We start from the raw sequence: 16,183 nt of genomic DNA on the forward strand, positions 1-16,183 counted from the left end.
GACCCTACGTCAGCACCGAAAGTGAGCCAGAGCCGATCGACGGACAGTCCCGCCTGCGGCAGTCCCCCACCGGTCAGTGCGGTGCAGTTAGGGCCCGGAGTGCGAGGGTGGAGAGTTTGCGGGCGGTGCGTTCGGGGGTGTCTGTAGGCAGGACGATGTGGCTGACGGTCAAACGGACGAGGGAATCGGTGACGATCTCGACGGTGTCGGTGTCGAGGTCGGGCCGGGTGCGGGTCAGGAAGTCGATCACTACGGTGCTGGCGGCGGTGAGGACTGGTTCGGAGCGGGTGGTTAGCAGGGGCAGTAGGCCGGCGGTGTCGGTGCGGGCACTGGTGAGCACGGCATGGACCAGCGGGTTGGTGGCGGCTTGTTCGAGGGCGTAGCCGACTGCGGCGGTGACGGCTTTTTCGAGGTCGTCGGCATGGCGGGCGAGCTGTTCGGCGACGCCGGTGACGAACTGGTCGGTTTCGCGCTGCACGAGCGCGGTGCCGAGTTTGTCTTTGGAACCGAACTCGTTGTATAGCGTCTGCCGGCTGACTCCGACCGCTGCTGCCACTTGGCCCATGCGCACGCTGGCCCAACCGCGCTCGCTGACCAACCTGTGGGCGGCGTCGAGCGCGGTGGTGCGTAGCTGCTGGCGCACGATCTGGCGAAACGAGCTTCCCATCGGTGGCACACAGCCAACGCTACGGCCTCGCCCGGGCTCCCCGGATGGCCGGTATCGCCTCCAAGGTAGAGCCCTTGCCGTCGGCATCTTCACCCGCCTTGACAAGTTTGCAGTTTGAGTCCACAGTTTTGACACCTAGTCCGCCATTGTCAAAGGAGATGTGATGTTGGGGACGAGTCGTGAGGGCTTCGCGAGTCTGGGTGAGGGCGGGCTGAACTGGCAGTCCTTCCCGATGCGGTTGTTCGTCAAGGGCAACGCGGGGTTTTGGAATCCCGCCGAGATTGACATGCGCCAGGACGCGCACGACTGGGCCAGTCTGACGGAGTTAGAGCAGCGCTTGGCGGCTACGCTGTGTGCGCAGTTCATCGCCGGTGAGGAGTCAGTCACACAGGACTTGCAGCCGTTCATGGCCGCCATGGCCGCCGAAGGCCGATTTCACGACGAGCTGTACCTGACCCAGTTCTGCTTTGAAGAAGCCAAGCACACCGAGGTGTTCCGGCGCTGGCTGGACACGGTGGGTCTGACAGGCGATCTGCATGAGCATGTGGCCGACAACCCGGGTTATCGGGCGGTGTTCTACGAGGCGCTCCCGCAGAACCTGCGAGCACTGAGCGCTGATCCTAGTCCCGCGGCCCAGGTGCGGGCGTCGGTGACCTACAACCACGTCGTCGAAGGGGTGCTGGCGCTGACCGGCTACTACGCCTGGGACAAGGTGTGCCGCAGTCGCGGCATCTTCCCCGGCATGCAGAAGATCATCAAAATGATTGGCGATGACGAACGGCGCCACATGGCCTGGGGAACCTTCACGTGCCGACGGCACGTAGCTGCAGACGAGGAGAACTGGACCGTGGTGGAGCAGACGATGCAGGAGCTGCTGCCGCACGCCGTGGCGCAGATCGAGCACGTCTTCGCGGCTGTGGACGAGGTACCGTTCGATTTAAGCAAAGACGAGTTGGTCTCCTACGCCATGGACAAAGGCACCCGGCGACTGGAATCGATCCAATCCGCCATGGGGGCCGATCTGTCCACGATCGACACCGACGCCAGCCCCGAGCACCTCGAAGAACGCTTTCACCGCGAGGACGAAGCCGCCAAGGCCACTCGTACGCGGGCTGAGGCTTAAGTAACGGGCATCCCGTGCCGCGGTGCGGTGTGTACTGCGGCACACTGCCCAACGCCCATGAGCGCGTGAGAGACGAGACAATGAGCGACACCCCTACCCGCGTTGATGTGCTGTTGATCGGCGCCGGTCCAGTCGGGCTCTACGGAGCCTACTACGCTGGTTTCCGCGGCCTGCGCGTCGCGGTAATGGACTCCCTGCCCCATCCGGGCGGCCAGGTTGGAGCCCTGTACCCGGAAAAGAACCTGTACGATATCGCCGGGTTACCCTGCGTCAAAGGCCAGGAATTGGTGGACAACCTGGTCGCGCAGGCCGCCCCCTTCGCACCGACCTATTTGCTTGGACAACAAGCCCAGCGGCTGGAGCGCACCGGTGAGACGGTGATCGTGGTCAGCAACACCGGAGCGACCGTGGAGGCCGGTGCGGTGATCATTACAGCCGGCGTGGGGGCGGCGACGCCACGCCCCCTGCCCTGCGGCGAGGAGTACCTCGGGCGTGGGCTGCACTACTTCGTAAGTGACTTGGACCTGTTCACGGGCCGCGATGTCGTCATCGTCGGCGGCGGGGACTCTGCGGTGGACTGGGCTTTGGCCGCCGTGCAGCGCGCCCACAGCGTCCACCTTGTCCACCGTCGGCAACGGTTCCGCGCCCACGAGCACTCCATGGACCAACTGCGGGCCTCAGCGTGCACACTGCACCTCGACGCCCAGGTGCAGGCGCTGCACGGCAACGGCCACATCGAGGCCGCCGAACTCACCGGCGCCGGCCCACCTTACCGGATCCCGGCTCAAGTGGTGGTGGCCGCGCTGGGCTTCAAGATCAACCTCGGGCCGATCGCCACTTGGGGGCTGGAACTGCACGAGCGGTCGATCGCCGTCGACTCCGCGATGCGCACTAGCCTGCCACGGGTATACGCCGCAGGAGACATCACCACCTACGACGGCAAGGTCAAACTCATCTCCGTGGGCTTCGGCGAAGTCGCCACCGCCGTCAACAACGCCGCCGCCGCGCTGCACCCCGAGGCTGGCCTGGCCCCCGAACATTCCTCACACGCCACGCCTCTGAGCAACCCCGAGCATCTACGGGAAAACCCTCACCACGCTTGAAAGGAACACCCGTCCCATGGCCTTCGTCATCGGTGAACCCTGTATCGACGTCAAAGACCGCTCCTGCATCGAAGAATGCCCCGTCGACTGCATCTACGAGGGCGAGCGCATGCTCTACATCCACCCCACCGAATGCATCGACTGCGCCGCCTGCGAACCCGTCTGCCCCGTTGAGGCCATCCGGCCCGCCCAACGCGTCGACGAACACTGGCAACCCTTCCAACAAGCCAGTCGGGACATCTTCGCCGACCTCGGCTCCCCTGGAGGCTCCCCCAACCTTGACCACACCCTGGCCGACCCCGACTTCGTCGCCACCTACGTCAAAGCCACGCCCTAATAGCGAACCCGCACCATTTAGGGAATTGTCAGGAGAACGGCTCTGGCGCTGATTTAGTGATCAAGCACGAGGATCACTGGTCGAGCAGGATCCTCTTGCGTAACAGGGCGAAGCTGGCTTTGCCGTAAGTCTGGCGCTTGAGGAACTTGATCTTGGTGTTGACGCCTTCGATGGGGCCGTTGCTGTAGGGCAGGGTGAGGCCGGCGATCGCGGCATCGTGGTCTTGGTTGAGGCCACGGAGGAACGGATCGAGCTCGGGCAGTCCGACCGCACGCACTCGTTCGATCCAGATGTCGAGATCGTGACCGCGGCGTTTGGCAATGAGCTGCGCGAACTCGCCGACTAACGAGGCAAGGGCAGTCATATCAGAGCACGCAGCCACAAGGTCAGCCAGGTGGGCGCGGCGCTGCTCGGGCAGATCGGCGGGCCTGCTCATGATCCACGAGGCCAGGCGCCGCGGGGACGGGATGATCCGGTCCCCTTGCTCTCGGCCCTGGTTGAGGTACTTGTGCAGCAGGTTCAGGCTGCCGGTGTAGCCAAGGGCTGTGATCTCGTCGAAAAGGCGCATCACCGATACGCCAGGCTCGGCCGTACGTCGTGCCGGAGGTGATCGCGGTAGGGGTCGACCAGGCTGGCTCGGTATTGCGATGGGCGGCGCAACCGGTCGGGCTCCGGGGCGCGGAGCGTTTCACCATATTCAGCGCAAGTCCGAGCCTGCGAGAACAGTCGAGCCGTCCGACACCGTGGTCCACCAGGTTGTGAACGGCCCGCCAGCGTTCGAGCGTGGTGTTCTCGCGGGTCAGAGCTTGCCGTTTCGGTCCTGCCGCCACCCAGCATCGACTGTGAGCGGCCACGGCCTTCTCCATCGCACATGCCAGGCCATGCCAAAGATGCCATCGGTCCGAGGCCTGAACCGCCTCCGGTAAGGCGCGGCGCACGTCCTCGGCGTAGGCAGTTGAGCCGTCCCCGAAAAGCGACGCGCTGCCGAGGTCGCGTTCCAGCGTTCAAAACCGAACCGGGCGTCACAGCAAAGACCAGGCCAGTGCAACCACCACTGACAGCCGACCAGCTAGCGCGCGTACTCGATCTAATGCGCAAGAACATGTAAGGAGACTGCCGTGCAGCACTTCAAGAAACCCACATCAGCAAGCCATTGCACACCGGAAACGACGCTGCGATTCATCCTTAACCTGCTGATAGTCGTCGCGCTGCTCGCCGCTACATCCATCGCTCTCGATTCCTACGCGGAAGGCGCACCATCGGCTGGTCACCACGGCACAGAACCCCCGGTGTCGGCCAGTCAAATGATTCAACACCCTGAAACGGAGTCAGGGCGCTGAGGAATCGACGCTCTCACTAAGCGCTCCACCCAGGATACGGCGCACGGTACCGTCCAGCGAGTATTCTCCAGGAATGATGTGCTCTTCGTCGAAGCCAAGTTGATCTGCCGCTCGATACCCCTCTTGCATCTCGTCATGGCTAAACTCGTTGGCCTGCGGTCGTGTCCTGTGTCGTCGTAGGGCCTCGCGCCACGAAACGTCAAAGTAGTAGAACGTCGTCCTGCCGACATGATCACGGCGTAGCCCATCGAGCATGTCGCAGTAGCGCGCCGCGTGCATGATGCCTTCGCTGACCAAATGCCACCCGCGATCAAGTGCAAACCGCACAGCCGTGGAGATCAGCTCGATGTTCCCACCACCTGGAACATCGCACTCCTTGAGTGCAGTCCTACGAAGTAGTCTCGCTCGACTTTTCCGGCCGCGTTCAGACTCTTTGGTATGTTGACATGCACTTTTGTTGGGAGTGTCGGGTTTTCGGTGTAAGTGGTCTTGGGGTGGTTAGTTGGTGGTGCTGGGGACGATGCGGCCTTCGAACGTGGTGGCGAAGGCGTTGAGGGGTCGTTTCCAGCGCACGATCCATTTCGCGCGACCCTTGCCGGTGGCGTCAAGCGCCCGGGTGGTGAGGTAGAGACACTTGATCGCGGCTTGGTCGTGTGGGAAGTGGCCGCGGGCTCGCACCGCCCGGCGGTAGCGGGCGTTGAGGCTTTCGATGGCGTTGGTCGAACAGATCACCTTTCTGATCTCGGCGTCGTAGTCCAGGAATGGCACGAATTCGGCCCAGGTGCGCTGCCAGAGCGTGACGATCGCCGGGTATTTCTGGCCCCAGCTGTCAGTAAAGTCCTCAAACCGTGCTTGTGCGGCGGACTCGGTCGGGGCGGTGTAGACGGGCCGCAAATCGCGGCTGAGTTTCTCCCAGTCCTGGCGGGCGGCATAGCGGAAGGTGTTGCGGATCAGGTGGATCACGCACGTTTGCACCGTGCACAACGGCCACACGGTGGCCACCGAGTCGACCATGCCCTTGAGCCCGTCGCAGACGAGGATGCAGATGTCTTCGACACCACGGTTTTTGAGTTCGGTGAACACCTGCAGCCAGAACTTCGCGCCCTCACCGCCATCCCCGATCCACAACCCGAGGATGTCACGCTCGCCATCCACGGTGACGCCGATCGCGACATATACCGGCTTGTTGGTGACCTGCCCGTCACGGACCTTGACCGCGATAGCATCGACGAACACGACCGGATACACCCGATCCAACGGTCGATTGCACCATTCGGTCATTTCCTCGAGCACCGTATCGGTGATCGTCGAGATGGTGTCCTTGCTGATCCGGGCCCCGTAGACCTCGGTGAAATGCGACGAGATCTCACCGGTGGTCATCCCGCGCGCCGTCAGCGACAGCACGATCTCGTTCACACCTGACAAGCGGCGCTGCCGCTTGCGCACCGTCTGCGGCTCGAAGCTGCCCTCCCGATCCCGGGGCACCTCGACCTCGACCGGTCCGATATCGGTCAACACCGTCTTGGACCGCGACCCATTACGCGAATTGCCCCGGTCGCGGCCGGCTGGGTCGTGCTTGTCATATCCCAGGTGATCGGACAGCTCGGCCTCCAGCGCGGTCTCCAACACGCGCTTGGTCAAGCCGGTCAGCAACCCGTCCGGGCCGGTGAGCTCCACACCCTCATCCCGGGCCTTCGCAACAAGCTCGGCCGCCAGTTCCTGCTGCTCCGTGGTCAACGAGTCCATCGACTCGAGGCTCTCGGTCATCACAGTCCTTCCCGCCGAACACACTCGGCGTGTCAGGACCACTTACACCGATCGACCGACAGTCCCCTTTTGTTTGGCGTACGTGTGTACGACATTGTAGGGGACGCATCATCGCTGGGCTTGCGTGGCCGTGCGAAGTTCACGGAGGAAGCGCGGTCTGACGTCGTTTTGTCAGGGTGACAAGACCATCCAGTTTCGCTGGTGACGGCAGCGGCGACCTGCACGATGCGCGTGTGCAGGCGTGCCTGGTTGTCCTGCGTTGCCGTCTGGGGCTGCCATCGGAGTCATGCTAGCCACGTGGGGTGGTGTCTTTCTGCTCGGCGAACGCGAGGGCTTCGGTCCAGTCTCCTCGGGCTGCGATGCGGCGGCGGAACTTCATGATGTCACCGGGGCGGTCGACCGTGAGTGCCCCGGCCAGCCGGTCACCGCGGCGGTAGAGGACGAGTAATCCCTCGCTGGCTGGCCTGGTCACGTGCACCTCGTCGGCGTGTGCTGTCCCAGTGAATTGGATGCGGTGTTCGTACCAGTCAGACCAGAAGTAGGGCACTGGCGCGTGGGCCACGGCGGCGGCTGGGTCGAGCGCGTGCCGGGCGGCAACGGCTCCTTGCTCGGCGGCGGTGGTCCAGTGCTCGAGCCGCATGAGGTCGTCGTCGAAGAGGGGATTGACCGCGTGTGCGACGTCACCGGCCGCGTACACCCCCTCGGCGCCGGTCCAAAGCGTGGCGTCGCACAGCAGACCGCCGTCGTGCTCGTGCAGCGGTAGGCTGCTGTCGCTCAGCCATGTCGTGGCGGGTGTAACCCCGATGCCGATCACGACCAGATCGGCCGGCAGCACGGTTGCGTCATCGAGCCGCACCCCGGTGACCTGTCCGTACTGCGACTCGAGGCCGCTGACCGTGCGGGCAAGCTTGAGGTGGGTGCCGTGTGCGCCATGCAGCCCCGCGCACACGGCACCCACCTCCAGGCCTAGCGAGCGGGACAGCGGCAGGTCAGAGGCTTCCACCACGGTGACAGGCAGATTGCGCTTGCGCGCCGCCGAGGCGACCTCGGACCCGATGAACCCGGCTCCCACGACCACGGTGCGGGCACCGGCATCCAGTGCGTTCCGGATCGCCACGGCGTCATCGAGCGTGCGCAACTGATGCACGCCGGCGATCCCGTCGGCTCCCGGCAGGGTGCGCGGTGTGGCGCCGGTGGCAATGACCAGCCCATCGTAGGGCACCGCGCGGCCTGGCAGGTGGACTTCCCGTGCCGCCGTATCCAACGCCTCTGCCGAAACACCGAGGCTCAGCTCGACCCCGAACTGCTCGCGCAGCTCGTCGGCACTGTGAAAGGACGGAGGCTCGCCATCGTGGCCGGCGGCGAGGAATGCCTTGGACAGCGGCGGCCGGTCGTAGGGCACGTGCTCCTCGGCACCGATCAGGGTGATCGAGCCGGTGAATCCGGCGCGGCGGGCGGACTGCACCGCGCGCAATCCCGCCAATGAGGCGCCGACGACGACGAGACGCTCCATGCCTCAGCCCTTCAGGGTGAGTGCCAGCACGGGGCAGGCGTCTACGGCGGCGGCGACTGTCTGGCGGTGTTCATCGGCCGGGTGCTCGTCCAAGACGACCATGGTGCCGTCGTCTTGGACCTCGAAGAACTCGTGCGCCATGGCCCGCACATGCCCAGGCCCTCGCACTTGGCTCGATCGACGGTGATCTCCACGTGGCTCACTTTCCTTCTCCGGGCTCGAAATCGACCTTCTCGCGCACGCCGCAATCGGGACAGCACCAGTCGTCGGGCACGTCCGCCCAGGCGGTCCCGGCGGGAAATCCCTCGCGGGGGTCGCCGGCTGCTTCGTCGTAGGTGTAGTAGCAGCCGGGGCAGCGGTACTGGCTCATGCGGCCTCCTCGGACGCCGCGGGCACCGGGTACTGCGCCAAGACCTTTGCCCGTTTCCGTGGGGAAATGTTCGCCTGGCTCATGTCGCCACCGAAGTGTGCGAGCACCCGCGGGTCCATGATCCGCCGCCAGATCGCAGGTACGATGGCCAGCAGGATCATCCCGGCGTACCCGGTCGGCAGGACGGGGGATTCCTCGTAGTCGCGCAGGGTTTGGTACCGGCGGGTGGGGTTGGCGTGGTGGTCGCTGTGCCGCTGCAGGTGGTACAGCAGCACGTTGGTGGCGATGTTGTTGGAGTTCCAGCTGTGGCTGGGCATGACCCGCTCGTAGCGGCCGGTGCCATCAGGTCCGGTCCGCTGGCGCAGCATTCCGTAGTGCTCCATGTAGTTGACGACCTCGAGCAACGAAAAACCGACCACGGCTTGGATCAGCAGATAAGGCAGGATCCCGATGCCCAGCCAGGCCACCATGCCGGCCCACAGCACCGCCGACATCAGCCAAGCGTTGAGCACATCGTTGCCGAGGCGGAACGGGTGCTGGCCACGCCGCGCGTAGCGCCTCTTCTCCAGGTTCCAGGCGCTGGTCAGCGAGCCCCACACGGTGCGCGGCCAGAACTGGTAGAAGTTCTCGCCCACTCGGGCGCTGGCGGGATCTTCCGGCGTCGCCACGCGCACGTGGTGGCCGCGGTTGTGCTCGATGTAGAAATGCCCGTAGAAGCTCTGCGCGAGGGCGATCTTGGACAACCACCGCTCGTGGCTCTCCTTCTTATGCCCGAGCTCGTGGGCTGTGTTGATGCCGATGCCGCCGATGGTGCCCACCGTGATCGCCAAACCGACCTTGTCCACCACCGACAGATCGCCCCGGGTGATCAGCCACATCGCGGCGACGAACCCGGCGTACTGAATCGGCAAGTACAGGAAGGTGATCCACCGGTAGTACTTGTCGTTCTCTAGCGCCTCGATCACATCATCCGGCGGGTTCGAACGGTCGAGCCCAGCCAACAGGTCCACCGCGGGAACCAGCACCAAGATCACCACGGGGCCAATCCAGAACCACACTCCCTGCCCAGTGGCCGCATACGCCCCCATCGCTACGAAAGCCAGGGACGGCATCACCAGCCCCATCAGCCACAGGTAGCGCTTCTTGTCCTTCCACCGCTGGGTCGATCCCGCCGGGACCGTCCCGCTGACGTTCGCTGCCACGGTAGCCACTGCAGGCCTCCTCACCTCGAGATCGGTTGACAGAACCGTAGATCTGTAAACCGAATTTGACAATAGCGAGATTTTGTAAAACACAGCGTGCGCGAACGTGCGACGAGCATGAAGGCGCCAACAGCGTGGCGGTTTCCTACTGGTCAGAGGGTCTAACTTCCACTTCTTGACCAGCATCGACAACAGCGTGCGCTGCGAACCCGGCGTACTCAGGCCGTCCTTGCCAGTGGACCGTGGACGTTGCATCAGTTTCGGCGGCGCCGACTACTCAGGCCCCCGAAGACGCAGACACCGCCGTCGTGTTGGCTTGCTCAGGCACAGGGTCGGCGACGTCGCTGCCCGCTCTCTCCCCGTGTCGTCGGCCTGGGCGAAGTCGGTCGAGTAGCCGGGTAGGCAGTTCTCAGGTCGCTACGGCCGCCGTGTCGGCCGCGGACGCGGGCGCGGCCAGGCATTCGTGGATGTTGGCGATGATGAGGTCGCGTTGGAATTCGACGACGGCGGCCAGCATCCGGTAGACCATGCGGCCCTCAGGAGTGGTGGTGGCGATGCGGTGCTCCAGGAACCGGAACTCGATCCCGCGCTGGCGGAAGTCGTCCAGAGGGACACGAGGTGGGCGGTGAAGCTGCCGACCTGGCGGGTGGCCACGAGCACGTCGCTGACACGTAGGACCTTGGTCACGACGTCCCATCGCGGGCGGGCTATTGCGGTGGTTGGTCTGCGCTGGTGGCGCGGGCGAAGTGTTCGGGGTCGACGTGGAGAAAGACGCCGTCGCCGGCGAAGGTCAACTGGCCGTGGGGGGCGTGACCTTCGGCGCGAAGGAAGAGTTTGCGTCCGTCTCGGCGCACCAGCCATGCGGACAGCTCATAAGGCGCGTTGAGCCTGGTGGGTGCATGGTAGTTCACGGCGAGGTGGCGGGTGACGGCGAGGACGCCGATGAGGGTGAGGACATGGCCGCAGAGATCGTCGAGGACGGTGGCCACCGCTCCGCCGTGGACAAGTCCGGGGGCGCCGACGTGCCGCTGGTCGAAGACGTGTCGGCTGTGGACGCGGGCACCGTCGCGGTGCACCTGAAGCTGGTGACCGTGGGCGTTGTCCGGCCCGCAGCCGAGGCAGTCGGCGCTGTGGGCCGGCAGCACGCCGTCGGCGGCCGCATGGTGAATCGCCGCAGTGGGCGGGGTGCGGGGCCAGCCGTGTGGTGTCGACTCGAAGGGGCGCACCGGTTCTCCTCTCGGATTCCATCCACAGGGGTTATATCCAGGGACCGCACCGGACGCTTAATGCGTGTGGTGGGGGTCTCCGAGAAAGCCGATGAGCACTCGGGAGACGTCGTCGGCGACCTGGTCGGCGGGGTGCAGCGGCAGCATCACGTGGCTCAGCGTCAGTCGGGCGGCGGATTCGGCGGCGACCGTCACATCGGCCTGGTTCAGGCCCGGCCACCGGCGGTGCAGCACCGCCACGATGCGGTCGCGGGCGGCTTGCACGATGGGGGCGCCTTCGGTGGTCAGCAACGGCAGGAAATCGTCGCTGCCGTCGGTGGTGAGTACCACCTTGAGCAATGGCTCGTCGGCGGCGGTCTCCAGGGTGTAGCGCACGGCCGCGGTCCAGGCGTGATGGGGTTCGTCGGCGCTGTCCAGGGCGTGTTCGATGCCGTCGAGGAACCGCTCGGTCAGCCGCATCAGAAGCGCTTGGGCCAGCCCGTGTTTGTGGGTGAATTCGTTGTACAGCGTCTGGCGGCTCACTCCGACCTGACGGGCGACTTCCCGCATCTGCAGGCCCTGCCAGCCGCGGGCGACCACGAGTCGTGAGGCCGCGTCGAGGGCCTCGTCGCGGAGTTGGTTACGGGCGCGTGCACGGAACTGGCCAGCCACGCTCGCCATACTGGGCACATCTCTCCGGTAAGTCAATTCCATTGACACATGTTTGGCACGTGTCTAACGTCCTGTGTTGTCGGCCACTGCCCCGTCCATCAGTGGTCGGCCCTCGCAGCGGGTGACCGGCCCGCGTGCGGTGTTGCTGCGTTGTTCGGATCCATACCGGAGGTTGGCCGAGCGCGCGACCTCGGCGGACTGTTCGGTCAGCCGTAGCCCTTCGATGGGATCGCGCTCCCCGTAGAGCGCGAGATAGCTGGTGCGCAGCAGCGCATGCCCTTCGGCGGTCGGGCTATCGATCTCGCGGGCCGCAGCGGTCGCTTGCTCGAAGTACTGCCGAGCGGTCCGGTGATCCCGACGCTGGGAGGCATCCCACACCAGCTGGCCCATCAACGTTGCAGCCGTGGCCTCGGCCGCGAAGAGGTCGCGCTGCAAGGCGCCGTCTCCACCGTTGCGGGCAAGAAAGCCAATTTTGGCCGAGGGCCTGGCCGGTATCCGCCAACAGGGATGTCGAGGGTATCCGGTCATACTGCTCGTCCAGGCCACGGACTTCCTGCCACAAGCTCTCCACGGTGACCGGTTCAGTGCTGCTCGGGAAGCGGAGGGCACGCCCAACCCGCCCCCTGCTGGAAGGCAAATTCGGTTCGACTTCTGGCGTGAGGAGGTCGATCAGCTCGGTGGGCGAAACGCCGAGCGCGCGGGCGAGCCGCGGCTGCTTGCGCGCGGGCGGGGTGATCTCTCCAGACTCCCACCGATAGATCGTCGACCGATCGGTTCCCAAGCCAACGGCAGCGGCAAGCTCCTCTTGGGTCATCCCCATCGCGCGGCGCTGACGCGCAAGACGCAGCCGTTTGCCGGACATGCAACCCCCGATCGACCAGTGCAACTCCATGATCCTCGTCGAATTTTCGCAGGTCAAGGACATTCAGGCAGTACGACTGTCCAAGGTTTAGAAAGCGGTCCAGGTCCACGGCCGCGAAACCTCGCCCCGTAGGCACGCGATGCGGTGCTGTGCTTCGCGTGCGGCCTGGGCGCTGTCGGCGGCCTTGCCGAGGACGAACACCACCCAGCGCAGCTCTTGGATATCGGCAAAGACGCGGAAGGCTGAGCTGGTCGTGACATCATGCCCGCCGTAGGCCGCGACGAAATCGCGGTAGTCGGTGCTGCTCAGCCGGGCGAAGTCGACATGGTCGACCGCGATGGGGATCAGATCCCAATCGGGATGACCGCAGGAGACGTGTTCGAGGTCGAGCAGAACCGGTGTGCCGTTCTCAGGGACGGCGACGTTGCCTTGCCAGGCGTCTCCGTGTACGACACGGTCGGCCTGGTCGAGCTCCACCCTGCCCAGTTGTTGGCGCAGTTCCTGGAGACGCCGGACCAACCACTCTCGGTCATCCCCGGGCAGGTGCTGGGCTGCGGCGACGCGCTCATCAACTCCAGCGAAGGGATCGAAGCGAGGTAGCTTCAGCTGCTTAGGCAGGCTGAGCGCGTGCAACGATCGCAAGACGGCGCCGAGCTCTGCCGTCGTGGCCGGGCGGTGCTCTGGTAGCTGTTCCCACCAGGTCACGGGTCGACTGCCCACCAGGGTCGGCTGCGGAACGCCGTCGAACGCCCTGACCACCGCAAGGTCGGAGTCAGTGAGCCATCGAGCGATCTCGACCTGTCGTGCAGCGTTGTCGCCGGTGTGCTCCGGCCCGATCCGTGCAACGACACGACCGGGCAGCTGGTACATCACGTTGGAGCCATCGCGGATCAAGACCGCGTTCGTGGCATCGAGGCCAGCCCGCTGCGCCGCGGTGGCGAGTACGTCGTCTGCTGTCTCGCGAGGTGCCATCACCCCGCTGATGGTGTCAGGTCGACGGCCGCCCCAACGTGGCGATGTCGTGCCTCAGCTCGGCGACATCGCTCAGCTGCACGTGAGGGGCAGCACTCCGAGCAAGGCCGTGGAGTTCGGTCGTGAGCCGTTGCGACCGTAGTGCGGCCGTGTCGATCACGGCCTGACGGCCGATCGGCACAGCTTCCCGTGGATACCCGGTGGCCATCAGCAAGGAGGCCAGCCGAACTCGGGAGAACGTCCGCGAACGCGGGTAGTCAGCGGCCTGTAGCTCGACCGCAGCGGTGAGCCGACCGGCAGCCAGTTCCGGGTTGCCGCTTGCTTGCGCGATGGGGATCAACGCCTTACCGGTGCTGCCCTGGTGTTCGGCGGCGTCGTAGTAGCACAGCCAGGGTGGGTCGGCGTCGGGATCGTGGTCGGCAAAGTGAGCGTCCGCGCGATCGACATCCGCTTGGGCTTCGGCATACCGGCCGGTTAGCGCCAACAGCCGGGCTCGGATCGTGGTCAGCATCGCCCGAGCCGTGGCGGTGAGCCGATCGAAACGTACCTGGGCGAACTCGATCAGTTCCAGGGCGTCGTCGAGGTTGCCCAGATACGCGGCCTTGCGCGTCATCTCCGCCAGCGTGTTCGCCCGCAGCGCCCAGGAATCCGACTCGTTGGCACACCAGAGCGCGAACTCGAAGCACCGATCGGCGGCGGAGTAGTTGGCGATGTCGAACGCGGAGAATGCAACGACGCTGGCGAGGTTGCCGACTGCTTCAGTGACGCAGCGGTGAACGTCCTTGGGAGCCGGAACCTCCAGCAGTTGTCCGGCCCAGCGCAGTTGCGCTGCTGCCGCCTCGCACGAGAGTCCGCCGCCGAAAAGTTCTCCGACATCGCTACCGCACGCGTGGTCGCCCGGACATGCTCAACCTCGGTCCAGCCGAGCCGTGTAGGGAGCGGGGTTTCGACGACGGTGCCGGCCAGGAAGTCGCGTGGGCTTCCACCGAGGTCCATACTTCCCGGGTAGTCGTGGGCACGTCCGAAGGCACTGAACTCGGTCAACGTCTGCTGAGGTCGAGAGGCGTCGCGTGGTCCCGTCGTCGCTGGCGCCAAACTGAGGCCGGCCTCGATCATGAGAAGGTTCGCTAGCTCATCAGGGCTCACGCTCAGCGCGCGTGCCAGCTTGGGCTGCACGTCCGGCCGCGGTGCCACCTTCCCGGACTCCCACCGATAGATCGTCGAGCGCTCAACACCGAGCGCGGCGGCGAGTTGTTCCTGGGTCATCCCCACTGCGTGGCGCTGACGCGCGAGCCGGTCTCGTTTACCTGGCACGTGACCACCCCTCGCCATCGACTGCATCCATTTAATCTCGCCAGCATATGCGCAGGTCACAGGTCTTCGCGCAGCAACCGTGCAGCATCTGTGCAGCGATTTTGCTCTGGTTCATCGTGCATCCCACCGGTTGACTACCAGCTGAGCACCCACCGAGGCGGACACCGACCGTTCGGCCAAGAGCGGTGCTCGGACCTGAATAAGGGGCTCGCTGCTTACGAGGAGACATTGTGACGCTCCCCCAGCGATTCGTGGGCGAATGCGCGCCACGATCCCGTTGCGTAGACCGTCGGCTCGCACCGCGTGCCATCCCGCATCGCCCGACTAGAGCGAGCGTGCCGCCCTCCGGGTATCGAGCGATCTGGAGGAACCGGTGCTGATGAGACGACTGCTGACGACCCGCCGCCGCTGGCTCGTTCGTAGCGACAACGCACATGTGCACGAACGAATCCCCTGCCGGGATGGGCGTGGACGACGCGCACACATCACCGTCCATGAGCTGCCAAGCGGCGATGTACGGGTCGAGTTTCCAGCGCACGGTCCCGTCGTCGTGCAACCCCTCGACGTTGGGCGTTTGCGTCGGGCACTGCGGTCGGCCGCCACGTCGCGTGAAACAGCCATGAGTGCTCCGCGAGGCCGCTTCACCGCATAGGTCTTCCCGAGCTTCCGTACCGCCGCCGGCTTCGCAGCCGCAGCGCGCAGGCCGCGGTGGAGGTGAAGCGCGCCCCGACCTTCACCTCCACCGCGCACCACCGATCAAGGAATCCAGAGTATGAGCGCCACCATTAACACTGCTTCCTCGCAGTCACACCAGATCGACACGTTTGCAGCTCCGGGAAAGCCCGGCATTGACCGCCATCCTCGCCATGCGGTCGTGATCGCCTCGGGCGGGCTCGATTCGACAGTGCTGGCCTATTGGCTCCATGCCCGCGGAACCCAGCTGAGCCTCGTGTCCTTCGACTACGGCCAGCGTCATCGAGTCGAACTGCGCTACGCGGCGGCAACTGCGTCGGCCCTGGCTACGCCTCACGAGGTGGTCGACCTCTCCGCGCTGGGTCGCGTGCTCCACGGATCGGCGTTGACCGACTCAGGCGTAGAGGTTCCGGACGGCCACTACACCGACGCGTCGATGCGGGCCACCGTAGTTCCCAACCGCAACGCCATCATGCTCGACATCGCGGTGGCTCTGGCGGTCGTCACGCAGGCCGATGCGGTCGCCTTCGGCGCCCACGCCGGCGATAACCCGATCTACCCAGACTGCCGGGAGCCCTTTGCCACGAGCTTCGCCCAAACGGCGAACATCGCGAACGAAGGTCATCTCCCCAGTGACTTCCAGGTGGTCGCCCCGTTTCTGGCCAGTACCAAGACCGACATCGTGCGACTCGGCGCCACCCTCGGCGTTCCCTTCGAGCAGACGTGGTCGTGCTACCGCGGCGGCGCCCAACAGTGCGGCACGTGCGGAACCTGCACGGAGCGACGAGAAGCGTTCCACGACGCAGACGTGACCGACCCGACGACCTACGCCGTGGGGTGCGCATGATGACGATCGACGCTCAGCCAAACCCTGCGGAAGGACCTGAGTGGGGCCGTCGTTCCCGTCCCGACACGCGTGTGCTGGGATGCGCGTTCGCCTCAGGGGATGGTGGGATCGTGCCCGCCACTCAGGCGAAACCGACTCTAGCGCATTCGGAGATCGCAACACCAGCGACTGATCCTGCGACTCCCCAATCGCACTC

At 65.3% G+C, this 16,183-nt stretch carries 17 protein-coding genes and 2 pseudogenes; 5 read left to right on the forward strand and 14 right to left on the reverse strand.

The features are described 5' to 3' along the window. Positions 1-73 precede the first annotated feature (73 nt). On the reverse strand, positions 74-667 hold the full coding sequence (locus REH65_RS14220; RefSeq protein WP_406693164.1) for a TetR family transcriptional regulator: 594 nt from the start codon (positions 665-667) through the stop codon (positions 74-76). A gap of 163 nt (positions 668-830) precedes the next feature. Here REH65_RS14220 and REH65_RS14225 point away from each other — a divergent pair, with 163 nt between their 5' ends. The 3 genes from REH65_RS14225 to fdxA all read left to right on the forward strand — a co-directional run bounded on the left by REH65_RS14225 (position 831) and on the right by fdxA (position 3,230). Beyond that, positions 831-1,790 carry a R2-like ligand-binding oxidase gene (locus REH65_RS14225; RefSeq protein WP_363794774.1) on the forward strand — a complete coding sequence of 320 codons (960 nt, stop codon included), beginning with the start codon at positions 831-833 and terminating at the stop codon, positions 1,788-1,790. Between the two features lie 80 nt (positions 1,791-1,870). Beyond that, a complete protein-coding gene (locus tag REH65_RS14230; RefSeq protein ID WP_363794772.1) occupies positions 1,871-2,893 on the forward strand; it encodes an NAD(P)/FAD-dependent oxidoreductase in 1,023 nt (340 codons plus the stop codon). Positions 2,894-2,909: 16 nt separating this feature from the next. Next, positions 2,910-3,230, forward strand: a complete 321-nt coding sequence (gene fdxA / locus REH65_RS14235) for a ferredoxin (protein WP_363794771.1) — start codon at positions 2,910-2,912, stop codon at positions 3,228-3,230. A 73-nt stretch (positions 3,231-3,303) separates the two neighbouring features. Here fdxA and REH65_RS14240 read toward each other — a convergent pair whose 3' ends face one another. After that, the gene (locus tag REH65_RS14240) at positions 3,304-3,798 is read right to left on the reverse strand and encodes a transposase (protein ID WP_363794769.1); all 495 of its coding nucleotides are present in this window, start codon (positions 3,796-3,798) and stop codon (positions 3,304-3,306) included. Positions 3,799-4,348: 550 nt separating this feature from the next. Between REH65_RS14240 and REH65_RS14245 the strand changes: the two genes are divergently transcribed. Next, a complete protein-coding gene (locus REH65_RS14245) occupies positions 4,349-4,570 on the forward strand; it encodes a hypothetical protein (RefSeq protein ID WP_363794767.1) in 222 nt (73 codons plus the stop codon). Positions 4,571-5,068: 498 nt separating this feature from the next. Here the strand turns inward: REH65_RS14245 and REH65_RS14250 are convergent, their stop codons facing one another. The 12 genes and pseudogenes from REH65_RS14250 to REH65_RS14305 all read right to left on the reverse strand — a co-directional run bounded on the left by REH65_RS14250 (position 5,069) and on the right by REH65_RS14305 (position 14,474). Beyond that, positions 5,069-6,316 (reverse strand): IS256 family transposase, encoded by a 1,248-nt coding sequence (locus REH65_RS14250; protein WP_406693162.1) that lies wholly within the window; start codon positions 6,314-6,316, stop codon positions 5,069-5,071. A gap of 310 nt (positions 6,317-6,626) precedes the next feature. Continuing rightward, positions 6,627-7,850, reverse strand: a complete 1,224-nt coding sequence (locus REH65_RS14255; RefSeq protein WP_406692766.1) for an NAD(P)/FAD-dependent oxidoreductase — start codon at positions 7,848-7,850, stop codon at positions 6,627-6,629. 3 nt (positions 7,851-7,853) lie between these two features. After that, a complete protein-coding gene (locus tag REH65_RS14260) occupies positions 7,854-7,991 on the reverse strand; it encodes a ferredoxin (protein ID WP_406692767.1) in 138 nt (45 codons plus the stop codon). Positions 7,992-8,049: 58 nt separating this feature from the next. Next, positions 8,050-9,422 (reverse strand): annotated as a pseudogene (locus REH65_RS14265) (fatty acid desaturase). A 409-nt stretch (positions 9,423-9,831) separates the two neighbouring features. Continuing rightward, positions 9,832-10,119, reverse strand: coding sequence for a recombinase family protein (locus REH65_RS14270; protein ID WP_363794763.1), 288 nt, complete (start codon positions 10,117-10,119; stop codon positions 9,832-9,834). A 10-nt stretch (positions 10,120-10,129) separates the two neighbouring features. Continuing rightward, positions 10,130-10,648, reverse strand: a complete 519-nt coding sequence (locus REH65_RS14275) for a PaaI family thioesterase (RefSeq protein ID WP_363794761.1) — start codon at positions 10,646-10,648, stop codon at positions 10,130-10,132. A gap of 57 nt (positions 10,649-10,705) precedes the next feature. After that, on the reverse strand, positions 10,706-11,299 hold the full coding sequence (locus REH65_RS14280) for a TetR family transcriptional regulator (RefSeq protein ID WP_363794759.1): 594 nt from the start codon (positions 11,297-11,299) through the stop codon (positions 10,706-10,708). A 63-nt stretch (positions 11,300-11,362) separates the two neighbouring features. After that, on the reverse strand, positions 11,363-11,734 hold the full coding sequence (locus REH65_RS14285) for a hypothetical protein (protein ID WP_406693305.1): 372 nt from the start codon (positions 11,732-11,734) through the stop codon (positions 11,363-11,365). A gap of 289 nt (positions 11,735-12,023) precedes the next feature. Further along, positions 12,024-12,224 (reverse strand): annotated as a pseudogene (locus tag REH65_RS14290) (helix-turn-helix transcriptional regulator); the annotation flags it as partial. Positions 12,225-12,248: 24 nt separating this feature from the next. Further along, positions 12,249-13,133, reverse strand: coding sequence for a phosphotransferase family protein (locus tag REH65_RS14295; RefSeq protein ID WP_406693165.1), 885 nt, complete (start codon positions 13,131-13,133; stop codon positions 12,249-12,251). Between the two features lie 16 nt (positions 13,134-13,149). Beyond that, positions 13,150-13,746, reverse strand: a complete 597-nt coding sequence (locus tag REH65_RS14300; RefSeq protein ID WP_406692768.1) for a hypothetical protein — start codon at positions 13,744-13,746, stop codon at positions 13,150-13,152. Next, entirely contained in the window at positions 13,743-14,474 is a 732-nt protein-coding gene (locus REH65_RS14305; RefSeq protein ID WP_406692769.1) for a helix-turn-helix domain-containing protein, read from the reverse strand. Before REH65_RS14305 ends, REH65_RS14300 begins: the two co-directional genes overlap by 4 nt. A gap of 745 nt (positions 14,475-15,219) precedes the next feature. Here REH65_RS14305 and queC point away from each other — a divergent pair. Beyond that, entirely contained in the window at positions 15,220-15,987 is a 768-nt protein-coding gene (gene queC, locus REH65_RS14310) for a 7-cyano-7-deazaguanine synthase QueC (protein WP_406692770.1), read from the forward strand. Positions 15,988-16,183: the final 196 nt, after the last annotated feature.

It is taken from the genome of Saccharopolyspora sp. ID03-671, assembly GCF_045278815.1.
In the GTDB taxonomy this organism is placed as follows: Bacteria; Actinomycetota; Actinomycetes; order Mycobacteriales; family Pseudonocardiaceae; genus Saccharopolyspora; species Saccharopolyspora ipomoeae.